The sequence below is a fragment of the Nonomuraea sp. NPDC048892 genome, assembly GCF_040649735.1.
Classification (GTDB): domain Bacteria; phylum Actinomycetota; class Actinomycetes; order Streptosporangiales; family Streptosporangiaceae; genus Nonomuraea; species Nonomuraea maheshkhaliensis.
The window spans coordinates 456,962-469,783 of sequence record NZ_JBEZFZ010000002.1 but is presented as its reverse complement, the minus strand read 5'-3'; the positions used below and the strand labels follow the sequence as shown (position 1 = coordinate 469,783).

The window sequence follows — 12,822 nt, the reverse complement described above, 5'->3', positions numbered from 1 at the left end:
CCCCCGAATCAGCCCTCGAATCAGCCCTCCGGCCGTTCGCACTCACTTACTGCCCCCGCTCGAAAATCACCGGCCCACGAACGCCTCTCTCATCCCCCGGATCCCAGCCCGTAGACACGGCGCGCGTTCGACGACCCCACCATCCCGGCCACCCGCAGCGCCTGCGCCAGCGACCACTCGCCGTCCGCGACGAACCCGCCCAGCACCCGCGTCATCGCCCGCCGCCACAGCAGCGCCCCCAGGTGGTGCAGCTCGGCGGGCCCGAAGGCGTCGGAGGAGAAGAGGATCTTCGCGAACGGCGCCACCTCCAGGCTCTCCGCCACCAGCGCCACACTGCGCGCCCCCGTGTAGCTCACCCCGAGCCCGACGTCGAAGAACACGTTCGGGTACGCCTGCGCCAGAAACCCCGCGTGCCGCTGGTACGGATAGCAGTGCAGCAGCACCAGGGGCACCCCGGTGGGCTCGGCCAGTTCGATCAGCCCGCGCAGCAGCAGCGGGTCGGCCCGCCGCAGGTCCACGTCGGGATCGCCGTAGCCGATGTGGAACTGCAGCGGCAGCCCCTGCTCCAGCCCGGCCCAGATCAGGTGCCGCACCAGCACCGGATCGCTCAGCCGCCCGCCACCCGACAGCCACCGCCCCGCGGCCTCGGCCACCTCGACCGGCGAGGGCGGTGCGGGGTCGAAGTCGAGCCCGCACCGGTAGGCGGCGATGCTCTTGAGCCCGCGCGCCGTACGGGCGCGTTCGTCCAGGGCCCGCCCGAACCGGTCCGCGAACGCGTCCGCCGTGCACCCGGTCGCGGCCACCTGCTCGGCCACCTGTTCCAGCCGCACCACCTCGTCGGCGGGCGCCCCGCTCGCCTCCGCCATCCCCGAGGGCCCGAGCAGTTCGTCGCCGCGGTAGCCGGTCTCGACCAGGAAGTGCCTGATCCCGCTGGCGCCGAGCAGCCGCCGGTTGACCTCGGCCGCCCCGAGCCTGGCGCGCCGGGCCAGGTACTCCTCCGGCGTGCAGAAGGGATCGAGCCCGAGCACGGGCGCGCAGTGGCGCAGGACGGCGAATCCGAGCTGGGAGTCGAACTGGGTCATCCAGTGCGGCACCGGGCGGTCGGACTCGTTGATCAGCTCCTCGAACGCCGTGCGCGACAGGTCGTGCGCGGTCGCCCCGTGCACGTGGTGGTCCACCAGGGGCAGCTCGTCGACGGCCTGGGTGAGCGCGGCCGGCACGAGATCGAGCTCAGCGGACATCTGCGCCTCCCTCCCGTCTGCGGTCGCACGACCCCGTACCCTCGCCCCCTGCCCGCGACCCGCCCCCCGCACACCCACGGGCCCGGCACGCACGAAGGGCCCCACGGGACGGCGACCGTCCCATGGGGCCCGGAAGTGCGGGCCCGCCCGAGCCCCTGTCCGAGTCCGGCGAGGTCGGACAGGAGCCGGGCGGGGGTCAGGCAGACCGGGCGGCGCTCAGGCGGCGGCCTTGGCGGTCGTCGTCACGGTCGCCTGCCGGGTGACGCCGCTGACCGTGACGGCCACCGTCACCCGGCCGGCGCGCAGTGCCGTCAGTGTGCCCGTGTCCGGGTCGAGCACCGCCACGTGCCAGGGCTTGGCCGTCTTGCGCGAGCCGACGTGCAGGCTCGGCGAGCCGGACCAGGCGGCCGACACCGGGTACGCGGCCGGCACCGTCCTCGTGCCCTGCGCGAGCGAGGCCGTCACCGCGGCGGGCTTGCCGACCGCGACCGTGGCGGGGACGGTGAGCGTGAGCTCGTCCACGTGCGGGCGGACCTGCGTGCCGATCCAGTCGGGCGCGTCGGCGAACCAGTTGCGCTTGACGTGCTCGGCCTCGGCCCTGGTCACCGGGTCCACGCCCCACAGCGACCAGCCGGTGAACCCGCCGTCGTCGGGCGCGGTGGCGGGGTTCTTGCCGGAGTTGCCGTTGATGAAGTACGGCACCGCGTCCACGTGGGAGGCGTGGAAGGTGCCCACGTGCGCCCCGATGAACGCCGCCCCCTTGCCGGTGGTGCGCTGGAAGTCGGCCAGCCAGCCCTCGACCAGCGCGGCCTCCTTGCGGTCGCCGAGCTGGCTGCCCTTGCCGGGCGTCGGGTCGCGCGGCGGCACGTGGAACAGGACGGTGACCGACCCGATCGAGGCGTCCTCGGCCGCCTGGTCGAGCTGGGCACGCAGCAGGGCCACCTGGTCGTAGCCGCCGCCCCTGAGGTTGAGGCGGGAGGTGTCCAGGGTGATGAAGCGGGTGCCCTTGTGGTCGAAGGTCCCGTACGTGTCGCCGAAGACGGCCTGGAAGTTGTCGATCTTGCCGCCCATGACCTCATGGTTGCCCGGGATGTAGTGATATTTCACCGTTCCGCCGAGCTCTTCGTCGAGGATCCGCTTCGCCAGCGCGAAGTCCTCGGGCGACGCCTCGTCCACCAGGTCACCGTTGATCAGCAGGAAGTCCGGCTTGGCCGCCTTGATCTCGCGCAGCGTGCGGCGCGCGTTCTTGACGAGGTCGCTGTCCGGATCCCTGGCCACGAACTGGGCGTCCGACATGACCGCGAACCGCCACGGCATCGTCGCCACCTCGGCCTCGACCACCGGGTCGGCCACCTTGGGCGCGGCCGGGGCCTCGACCGACGGCGGCACCTTGGCCACCAGGCCGTCGATGAGGATCTCGTTGGTGTAGGCCACGTCGGCCTTGGTCTCGGCCACGTAGAAGCGGCGCAGCTTGAGCGGGTAGGTGACGCCGGGCGGCACGGTGAACTCGACGAACTTCCAGCCGGTCCACGTCATGTACGGCCCGCGCAGGATCTGCGACTGCCCGAGCCCGTCGTAGAACTCCAGGCTCGGCCACTCCCCCTTGCCGGTGGAGTTGATCCACAGCCCGAATCCCTGCGGCTGCCCGTCCACCACGATCTGCTGCGGCGGGCTGGCGTAGGCGGCGCGGGTGGCGGTGGAGGTGGAGAAGTCGTAGGAGAGCTTGAGCCCGCCACCGCTCTGACCCGGCGCGGCCGACAGGTTGCCGGTGGCGCGGGCGGCGGCGAACGTCCACGAGGCCGCGTCCTCGAAGTCGGCGACCGGCTTGTCCTCGAACCCGACCGTCACCGGCACCGCCGTGGTCATCTTGCCGACCTTGGCGGTGATCAGCCCGGAGCCGGTGGCGCCCTTGGCCTTCACGGTGAAGTAGCCCTGCTCGGCGGCCGTCACCTCGAACACGTTCTTGTCGTAGTCGAGTGTGAGGTCGGCGGGCTCGATGGGCGCGGAGTTGCCGTTGCGGTCGTAGCCGACCACGCCGAACGTGGCCGTCTCCCCCTGGCCGGCGATGCCGAGCCGGTCGGCGGTGGCGCCGAGCCGCTCCAGCGGCTGCAGCACGGTCAGGTCGATGCTGCCCTTGGCGCCGCCGCGCGCGGCGGTGACGGTGGTCTGGCCGGGCACGAGGGCGTGGAACCTGCCCTCGCGCACGACGCCGTGCACGGCCGGGTTCGAACGCCAGGACGGGGTGCCGGCGGCGGGGCCGTACGTCTCGTCGTAGCCGGCGGCGCGCAGCCGCCTGGTGAGGCCGGGGAAGACGCGGTCGGGACGCCCGCCCGCGACCGGCCCGACGCCGGGCGCCCTGGCCGGGTCGCTCGCGGTCTCCAGCCAGAAGCCCTTGAGCTTGCCGCTGCCCGCCGGCGCGTAGAGCGCCAGGCCGTTGGGGACGTGCCGCTCGCCGCCGTCGGAGGGGCTGTTCTCCACCTGGACGTCGGCCGATCCCGGCTCGCGGGCCAGCATGGTGGAGGAGCCGCCGCCGTCGAGGTTGAGCGCGTTCGCGGCGCCGAGGTCGGCCATCATCGCGGCCAGCTCGTTCAGCGTGACGCCGCGGCTGTCGGCCTGGCGGCCGTCCACGGTCAGCAGGTACATCTTCCTGCCGTCGGCGGAGAACCCGACGGCGGTACGCGGGTGCGCGGCCTGGTCGGTGGAGTTCTGCACGACTCCGTCCTTGACCAGCACCCAGTTGCCGCCCACGGCGGCCTTGACCTCGCCGCCGGCCGACGGCTTGGGCCGGTAGCGCACGTCGACCCGGTCGCCGGCCTTCAGCGCGGACAGCGCGGCGGCCCCGGCGTCGCGGCCGAGCAGGATCGTGGTCCCTGCGGGGATGGCCCCGGTGCCGGCGGAGTCGCGTACCTCGGTGACGACGCCGTCCACCAGCACGACCTCGGCGACGGACGTGGCGCCCTCGACGGCGCGGGCCCGGTTGTAGGAGCCCCACAGGGGCGTGAACAGCCCCACGCCGCCGCTCTGCACGATCTGGTTGAACTGGGTGAGCGCGATCGGCGCGCCGCCGGAGGGGGTGGCGCTGCCCTCGAAGTACATCTTCAGCACGCGGCCGACGCCGTCGCCGCCGACGGCCACCGCGTTCTCGTGCCCGGCCACCGGCGACTGGATGAGCGCGCCGTTCTGCACGCCGATGCCCTGCGCGGCGCCGGAGTTGTTGATGTCGAAGAAGTCGCCGTTGACGGCGGCCACGGCGCGCGAGCGCTTGGCCGGCCCGGACAGCGGCTCGGTCTTGCTCACCTCGCCGGAGAACACGTAGTCGGCCTTGACGCCCGGCTTGCCGCCGAGCTCGGCGGTGACGGCGTCCGCGCGCAGCCAGCCGAGCGCGTCGTAGGTGTCGAACGAGGTGAGCGAGATGCCCGGCGCGACCGGACGGGTCCTCTTGTCCGTCACCAGCCGCGCCTGGTCGGCGGCGGCCCGGGCGAGGAGCGTGGAGGGCGCCGGGTAGGACGACGCGTCGAGCGCGTCCTCTGCGGGGGGAGCGGGTTCGGCCTGTGCGGGCGCGACGAGGGCCATGGGGCCTAACACGAGCGCGGCGGCGGCCAGCAATCGGAGGGTCTGCACGACCGAACTCAATCGCTCGCGGTTATAACTTTCAAGGCTTCAGCATGAACTAAAAGAAAATTTCAGATCTTGTACGGGCCGGGGACGCCTCACCCCGGCCCGTACCAGCGCTCAGACCTCGCCGGCGAGGACGTCGTCGCGGCGCCCCGGCTCCTCCACCGGGACGACGACCTCCTGTCCGCCCTCCTCGTCCGGGGTGCGCACGCCCGCGTGCAGCACCAGCGGCACGGCCAGGGCCACCACCATCGACAGCACGGCCGTGCCCGAGTCGTTGACCAGCATGCCCACGACGCCGCTGACCAGCGCGCCGACCAGCCCGGCCCGCAACATCGGCCACTTGGCGAACGCCCTGGGCACCACGCCCGCGCTGATCTTGCCCGGCCGCATGATCGCGAAGATCAGGAACGCCAGCCCCGCCAGCACGATCGGCATGAGGTTGGGCGAGAGCAGGGTGTTCAGCATCGCGCCCAGCTTGCGCGCGATCATCGGCAGGAACGTCCCGTCGATCACCTGCCCGACGAACCGGCCCAGGTGCGTCTGCGCGGCGGGCGGCCGCAGGAAGTCGAGCACGGCGATGATCGAGACCGCCACCCCGCCCAGCACGCAGAACCCGGCCAGCTTCAGCACCGACACCTTCCGGCCCGCGATGAGCAGCGCGGTGACGGCGATGCCCGGCACGAACGCGATCACGCCGCCGAAGTCGCTGCCCACGCCCGGCCAGCCCGCCAGCAGCATCGCGACCACGCCCAGCGTGACCACCCCGCCGACGGCGGCCCGCATGTGGCCGGCCCGCACGAGGTACTGGGCGGCGATGGCGGTGCCCATGAGCACGGCGGTGGACAGCAGCGCGAACGGGATGTTGGCCAGGCCGTAGTAGCGCCCGCCGACCACGGCGGTGTAGCCCATGAGGCTGTTGAACTGCAGCGTCGTCCCGGTCAGCAGGTCGAACACGAGCACCGCGGCGGTGATCGCGGCCACCGTCGCGGGCGGCCCGAGCGGGTCGCGCCGCCACGGGCCGAGCAGCGCCACGGCGGCGATCAGCGCCGTGGCTCCCAGCACGCCGCCGACCAGGGTCACCACCACGTACGGGCTGCGGTCCCACGGCAGCAGGTTGACCGCGTACGTGGAGACCGGCATGGCGGCCAGCACGATGGCGGCGGCGCCGATCAGGCCGTGCCGCCTGCGCCGGGTGAGCAGGAAGTAGGCCAGCGCGTAGAAGGCGACGGTGACGGTGGCGAAGGCGGTGAAGAAGATGCCCGTCATGCCGCGTACGGTCACCCCGGCCATGTCGTCCCTGGCCAGGTCGGCAGGGGTGGTGGGCGCGCCGAGCCGCCACGGCACGCCGAGCACGGTGTCCGGCACCGCGACGCCGGCGGCGTTCAGGATGGTGGGCGTGATGTCGGGCAGCACGACGATGTCGCCGCGCCGGGTGGAGTTCGCCCCGACGGCGGGGCCCGCCACGCCGGAGACCGCTTCCGTGCCCGCGCGCTTCCACATGGTCACCCGCAGGTGCGGCACGGAGCCGTGGTCGCCGACGCCGGCCAGCACGATCTCGGTGCCGGCGGGCAGCCGGTCGAGTGCCGCGCCCACCTGGGCGTCGGCCCGGCGAGCCAGCTCGCGCCGCTGCTCGGGCGCGATGGCGTCGGGCTCCTGCGGCAGCCGGTCGTCACGCAGGTACGGCTCGATGAGCGCGGGCACATCCACGGCCAGCACCTGGCAGCGCGACCAGTCGGCCAGGCCGGCCGGGTCGGCGGCGTACAGGTCGACCTTGCCCTCCCGGTCGGCGAGCACCAGCGCGGCACCCCTGCCCACGGCGGCGGTGCACTTGCCCGCCGCGTGCACGGCGGAGCCGAGCGTGCCCGCGAAGACGCCGTCACGCAGGGCGTGCAGCTCGGGGACCTCGCGCACGAGGGCGCCCTGGCCCTGGACGACCGGCTCGGGCGGCAGCCCGCAGCGGTGTCCGACGGCCGAGCGCACGCCCGCCGACACACTGAGCCACCCGTCGTACGGGCACGTCACGGTGCCGACGGCCTTGACCGACAGGGATCCGAGCGCGCTCTGCCCGGCCAGCTCCCACAGGCGCGGTGTGTCACGCGCGTCGATGTCGTCCCACAGCAGTCCCGGCACCCCGATGAAGGCCACCCGTCCCCCGGCATCGGCCTGCCTCGCGGGCACCTCCCGCGCGGGCGTGTTCCCCTCCGCGACGGCGGCGGCCGGAGCCGACCACCACAACGGGGAAAACAGCACCAATAACAGCACCCACCTCACCGTTAGCCCCCATCCGGACCTGGCTGATCGACTCGGAACGCGGGCCACCCTATCGGTCCGGTGCGCTCACGCGGCGGGTTTGACGGTGACCAGATGATTCAAGGCTTCGCCATAGGAGGGTTCGAGCCAGTAGTCCGAGTGCCACCGCGTCTCGGGCAGCGGCTCGCCGGGTCCCGGACGCGGCGGATCCCAGCAGAACCGGTCCACCGCGTCCCGCTGCCCGCCGGCGAGCGGATCGACCCGGCGGAAGACGGCTCCGCCGATCGGGTCGCTCAGCCGGTACAGGTTGCACCAGGTCACGGCCTCGCGTACGGCCCTCGGTCCAGGCTCGCCGAAGTAGGCGGGGAAGAAGGGCGCGTAGAGACGGCGCAGCGGCGAGCCGTGCGTGAGCATCCGCACGCGCCCGCGCAGCGCGGGATCGAGCTGCAGGACCACGGCGGCGGCGATCACGCTGCCCTGGCTGTGCCCCGACAGCACGACCTGGTCCCGTTCCGTGGCGGCGAGCGTGCCGATCCTGGCCGTCAGCTCGGGCACGACCCGCTCGGTGTAGCAGGGCGGCGCGAGCGGGTGGATGGCGCGGGGCCAGAACGTGGCGACGTCCCACAGCACGCCGACCGTCCGGCGCAGACGCGGGTCGCGGTACGTGCGGCGGCCGAGCAGCGCGAGCCCGGAGATGAGCGCCACCAGGGCCCAGCCGCCGAACGAGGCGGCCCGTCCGGCGAGGCCGCCGTCCGGGGTGAACAGCCGTAGCTGGTGGATCGTGACCACGGCGGCGGATCCGGCGACCCCGATGCCGGTGAGCACGCCCATCACGAGGCCGGCGCGGTCGGTGAGCGAGGCCAGCGCCCACGTGCGCGCGACGGCCTCGGCGTCGTCGCGTTCGAGGTAGTACGGCTTGAGCTCCGGCGCCAGCCGCCTGGCCTCGGCCCGCCGGATCAGCCACAGCACCACGGTCACCGCGGCCAGCCCGAGGACCATCAGCGGCACCAGGGCGGCCGTCCACCAGACGGGGTCGTCGAGGAACAGCCGCCGGCCGGGCGGGCGCGGGCCGCCGGTCATGGCGGGGTCGCCGAAGAACGCGGCCGTGCAGAACAGCACGCCGAGCGCGAGCACGTTCGCGCCGCCTGCGGCGATCATCAGCACGATCCAGGCACCCACCCCGCCCATGGCCGGCCGCTCCCCCGGCACGTCCTCCCGCCCCTCCGGCTCGGCGGGCGCGGCCGAGTCACCGGACGTGGCGGGCCCGTCAGGGGCGGGGCGGCGGGTCTGACGGTCCAGGCGGGCGAGCAGGCACGTGGAGACCAGGATGAACAGGCCGAGCGCGAGCGTGAGCGCGTACTGGAACGTTCCAATGCCGACGCCGGGCAGGCGCCACAGCGTCGTCCCCGCGGAACTCGCCGGCAGCCCCACCAGGGCGGCCCCCAGCGTGGCCAGGAACACCAGCGGCGCCGTCACCCGCAGCCGGCGGACGGACGGCGTGAGCCAGCGCGGCGCCCGCCGCCCCGAGCGCGGGTCCACCCGCCTGGCGGTCCACGGCAGCACGGCCAGCACGGCGGCGGCCAGTTGCACGCCCGCGTTGGCCACCGTCAGCGCTAGCCCGGGGAACGTCTCCACGAAGGGCGCCGACACCGCCACCCCGATGGAGGCGAGCGAGAAGGCCACGTGCACCACCCGCAGCCGCCACACCGGCGCGCCGCCCCGCCACAACCGCGGCCTGGCCAGCAGCACGTCAGACGATTCACCCGACGAGGGCTCGTGCGCGCCGGGCGGTGCGGGGGTGTTCTCGTCGCGGCGCCAGGTGCGGCGGGCGATCCACCACAGCAGGACGACGAGCAGCAGCGGCACGAGCGCGGCGACCGCCAGCCGCTTGGACGGCTCCGCACCCCACAGCGTGCCGAGCCAGCCGATCCAGCCGGGCGCCGTGGCGAGGGTGCAGGCGCGCCCGGCGGCGGTGCACTGCCAGCCGACGAGGTCCACCGCGGCCCGGGTGACGGCCCCGACGAGGGTGCCGGTGAGCAGCAGGGCGAACAGCCGCTGCGCCCCCTCGGTGGCGTGCCGCAGCCGCTTCCCGCCGGCGGGCCTGGGGAGCATGAAGTAGGACAGGTTCGCCAGCGAGAACGGCAGCAGGAGCAGCCACAGCGCGATCGTCCTGCCGCCCGAGGTGAGGTTGCCCCAGGCGTAGGCCTCCCGGTGGCGGACGCCCGGCACGTCGGGGTGCTCGCCGGTCGGCCGCCCGCCCGGCCACCAGCGCCGGTAGAACCCGGTGGTGCCGTCGCCCGCGACGAGGCGGGGGTGGGGATGGTTGAGTATGCCGGCCGGGGGCGTGCCGGAGACGCCGTGCACCCGTAGTTCGGTCACGCCCCCACAGGTCTGGTCGATGAATCCATCCACATGGCCATGATTCCGTCTACTCACGGTCACGTAAAGTGATTGACCAATTACTTTACGATGACGGCTACGACTTCGTCGCCCCCGCGGTGAGCCCGGTGATCAGATGGCGCTGCACCAGCAGGAAGACCGCCCCGGCCGGGATGGCGATGAGCACGGCAGAGGCCGTCATCAGCCCCCAGTCGGACCAGTGCTGGCCGATGAACTGCTGCAGCCCGACGCCGAGCGTGCGCTTGTCCTCCTGCGACATGAACACGGTGGCGTAGCCGACCTCGCCCCAAGCGGTCATGAAGCAGTAGAACGCGGTGACCGCGATGCCGGGCCGGGCCAGCGGCAGCACCACCCGCCAGAAGACGCCGAACGGGGTCAGCCCGTCGACCATGCCGGCCTGGTCGATCTCTATCGGGACGGTGTCGAAATAGCTCTTCATCATCCAGGCGCAGAACGGCACCGCGATCGTCATGTAGGCGATCACCAGGCCGGGGATCTGGTTGAGCAGGCCGAGTCCGGCCATCAGGTTGTACAGCGGGACGATGAGGATGGCCACGGGGAACATCTGGGTGATCAGCAGCAGCCACATCACCGAGCGGTGGCCGGGGAAGCGGAACCGGCTGACCGCGTACCCGGTGGTCGCCGCCAGGAACACGCCGAGCACCATCGTCAGCCCGGCGGTCAGCACGCTGTTCAGCAGCCACTGAGGGAACTCGGTGGCGGTCAGCACGCGGACGTAGTTGTCCAGCGAGGAGTTGTTGAACAGCTGCAGCTCGGCCGACAGCCAACTGTCGCGCGGCTTGAGCGAGGTCAGCACGAGCCAGACGACCGGGAACAGGGAGATCGCCACCGCGAGCAGCAGGCCGGCGTGCAGCCCGGCGGAGGCCAGCGGGCCGCGCTCGCCACGCGGCCTGGTCGTGGTGCTCCCGCGCGGTCTGCTCGTGGTGCTCACCATGGGTCTCCTTGACTGCGCAGGGTACGCCGGTAGCCGACGGCCAGGACGACCAGCATGGCCAGGATGATCACACCCCAGGCCGCCGACCCGGAGTAGTTGCGGATGCCGGTGAACGCCTCGCGGAAGGCGTAGGTGACGAGGATCTCGGTCTCGCTGCCGGGCCCGCCCCGGGTGACGAGGAAGATGATGGGGAACATGTTGAACGTCCAGATGGTGCCGAGCAGCACCACCGTGGTGGACACCTGACGCAGGCCGGGCAGCGTGATCGCCCTGAACCGCTGCCAGGGGCCCGCGCCGTCCACCTCGGCGGCCTCGTACAGCTCGGCGGGGATCGACTGCAGGCCGCCGAGCAGGGCGACCATCATGAACGGCACCCCGATCCACACGTTGACCGCGATCACCGCGATCTTCGCCGTGGTCGGGTCGTCCAGCCAGCCGACCCCGCTCAGCCCGGCCAGCTTGAGGAAGCCGTTGATGACGCCGTAGTCGCTGTTGTAGAGGTAGCGCCAGATGAACGCGGCCACGAACGCGGGCACCGCCCACGGCAGGATCAGCAGCACCCGGTAGAGGGAGCGGAAGCGCAGCTTGCGGTTGAGCATGACGGCCAGGCCCAGGCCGATGCCGTAGTGCAGAGCGACGCAGGCCGCGGTCCAGACGACGGTCCACAGCAGCTTGTCCCAGAAGACGCTGCTGGTCAGGATCTGCAGGTAGTTGTCCAGGCCGACGAACTCATAGGTGGCCGGGATGACGTTGACGCCGATGGTGCGGCCGATGTTCGCCTCGGTCGCGTCCGTCAGCGACAGGTAGAGGCCCCGCGCGAGTGGCCAGCCGATCAGCACCGCCATCACGATCAGCACGGGAGCGATCATCGCCCACGCGTACCAGTGGGTGGCGATCGAGCGCCGCAGCCGTCCTGGACTGTCGCGGCGACGGCCGCGGGCGGCGCCGCCCGCGGCCTTCACCTGTCCGGTCGACACCGCCACGGGTCAGCTCCAGTCCTTCATGATCCCGCGGTACTGCTCGTCGACCTGCTTGAGCATGTCCGCCGGCGCGGACTTGCCACCGACGAGCGACTGATAGCCCTCAAGCAGCGGCTGGAAGAGCTGGCCGCCCTCGGGGATCCACGGGCGCGGCACGGCCGTGTCCATGATCGGCTTGAACACCGAGACGTCCGCGTTGCCCTGGACGTCGGGGTTGTCGTAGGCGGAGGTCCTGGTCGGCAGCAGGCTGATCTCCTTGGCGATCTTCGCCTGGGCCTCCGCCGTGGTCATGAAGCGGACGAACTCGTACGCCGCCGGGATGTTCTTCGAGCCGGCGTAGATGGCCAGGTTCCAGCCGCCCGTGGGGGCCGCGGCCTTCATCGAGCCGGCCGGGACCGGCGCGATGCCCAGGTTCGCCTTGTCCTTGAACTCCTTGCCCTGGTAGATCTCCGACAGCGCCCACGGACCGTTGTAGATCATCGCCGCCTTGCCCTCTTTCAGGGCCGTCATCGCGTTGGCGTAGCTCTCGGTGGTGGCGGGCTTGGGGGCCGCGCCCGAGCTGATCAGGTCGGCGACGGTCTCCATGGCCTTCACGTTCGCCGGGGAGTTGACCACGATCTTCTTGTTGGCGACGTCGAGCAGGTCGCCGCCCTCGCCGTACATGAAGGGCAGCAGGAAGTAGGAGTCGACGTTGAGCGCGAGGCCCTCGGCGTCGGTCTTGGCCTTGACGTCGAGCGCGGTCTGCTTGAGCTCGGCGATCGTCTTGGGGGCCTCCTCGTGGCCGGCCTCCTTCAGCAGCCGCTTGTTGTAGATGAGCGCCAGCGTGTCGGTCACCTGCGGCACCGCGTACGTCTTGCCGCCGAACTTGGTGCTGCTGAGCGGGCCGGGCAGGAAGTCCTCGGGCTTGTCCACAGCCCGGCTGCCGTCCAGCGGCTGCAGATAGCCCAGCGAGGCGAACTGCGAGGTCCAGGCCACCTCGGACCGGATCACGTCGGGGGCGCCGGTCCCGGCCTGGGCGGCCGTCTGGAACTGGTTCTGCGCCTGGTCCGACGGCACGTTCACATAGTTGACCTTGACCTGCGGGTACTTGGCCTGGAACTCCTTGATCAACGCCTGGAAGGTCGGTCCCTCACTGTCCGGGCGCGTCGTGTCCCACCACGTCACTTCGCCGCTGACCTTCGACGGGTCGGAGACCGACGCGGCGGGAGCGGCGGCGCTCTCGCCACCGCCGCCGCCACAGGCGGCCAGCACCAGAGTCACCGCGGCGACGGCCGCCGCTGACGGTAAAAGTCGTCGCATGTCCTTCTCCTCACAGCTCTGTCGGAGGTCGGAGTAAGCCGGAGGTTACGCCGACGGAACGCTCGCCGGTAGATGGCGG

Annotated in this window: 7 protein-coding genes; all 7 read right to left on the bottom strand. The window is 72.3% G+C overall.

The window, feature by feature from the left end; genetic code table 11:
• Positions 1–89: 89 nt before the first annotated feature.
• Positions 90–1,241, bottom strand: a complete 1,152-nt coding sequence (locus AB0C28_RS07550) for an amidohydrolase family protein (RefSeq protein WP_358073392.1) — start codon at positions 1,239–1,241, stop codon at positions 90–92.
• A 216-nt stretch (positions 1,242–1,457) separates the two neighbouring features.
• Positions 1,458–4,862 (bottom strand): phosphodiester glycosidase family protein, encoded by a 3,405-nt coding sequence (locus AB0C28_RS07545; RefSeq protein ID WP_358073391.1) that lies wholly within the window; start codon positions 4,860–4,862, stop codon positions 1,458–1,460.
• A 111-nt stretch (positions 4,863–4,973) separates the two neighbouring features.
• Positions 4,974–7,109: a hypothetical protein gene (locus AB0C28_RS07540; RefSeq protein ID WP_358073390.1), complete on the bottom strand. Its 2,136-nt coding sequence runs from the start codon at positions 7,107–7,109 to the stop codon at positions 4,974–4,976.
• A gap of 87 nt (positions 7,110–7,196) precedes the next feature.
• The gene (locus AB0C28_RS07535; RefSeq protein WP_358073389.1) at positions 7,197–9,521 is read right to left on the bottom strand and encodes a hypothetical protein; all 2,325 of its coding nucleotides are present in this window, start codon (positions 9,519–9,521) and stop codon (positions 7,197–7,199) included.
• 64 nt (positions 9,522–9,585) lie between these two features.
• On the bottom strand, positions 9,586–10,464 hold the full coding sequence (locus tag AB0C28_RS07530; protein WP_357841840.1) for a carbohydrate ABC transporter permease: 879 nt from the start codon (positions 10,462–10,464) through the stop codon (positions 9,586–9,588).
• Complete coding sequence (locus AB0C28_RS07525) at positions 10,458–11,447, bottom strand: sugar ABC transporter permease (RefSeq protein ID WP_357841837.1); 990 nt, start codon at positions 11,445–11,447, stop codon at positions 10,458–10,460. The genes AB0C28_RS07530 and AB0C28_RS07525 overlap by 7 nt, the downstream gene beginning before the upstream one ends.
• 3 nt (positions 11,448–11,450) lie before the next feature.
• Positions 11,451–12,743, bottom strand: coding sequence for an extracellular solute-binding protein (locus tag AB0C28_RS07520; protein WP_358073388.1), 1,293 nt, complete (start codon positions 12,741–12,743; stop codon positions 11,451–11,453).
• Positions 12,744–12,822: the final 79 nt, after the last annotated feature.

What these genes read in the sequence shown, in the direction of transcription:
- AB0C28_RS07550 (WP_358073392.1), bottom strand. Translation starts at nt 1,241, where the DNA reads ATGTCCGCTGAGCTCGATCTCGTGCCGGCCGCGCTCACCCAGGCCGTC.
- AB0C28_RS07530 (WP_357841840.1), bottom strand. Translation starts at nt 10,464, where the DNA reads ATGGTGAGCACCACGAGCAGACCGCGCGGGAGCACCACGACCAGGCCG.
- AB0C28_RS07520 (WP_358073388.1), bottom strand. Translation starts at nt 12,743, where the DNA reads ATGCGACGACTTTTACCGTCAGCGGCGGCCGTCGCCGCGGTGACTCTG.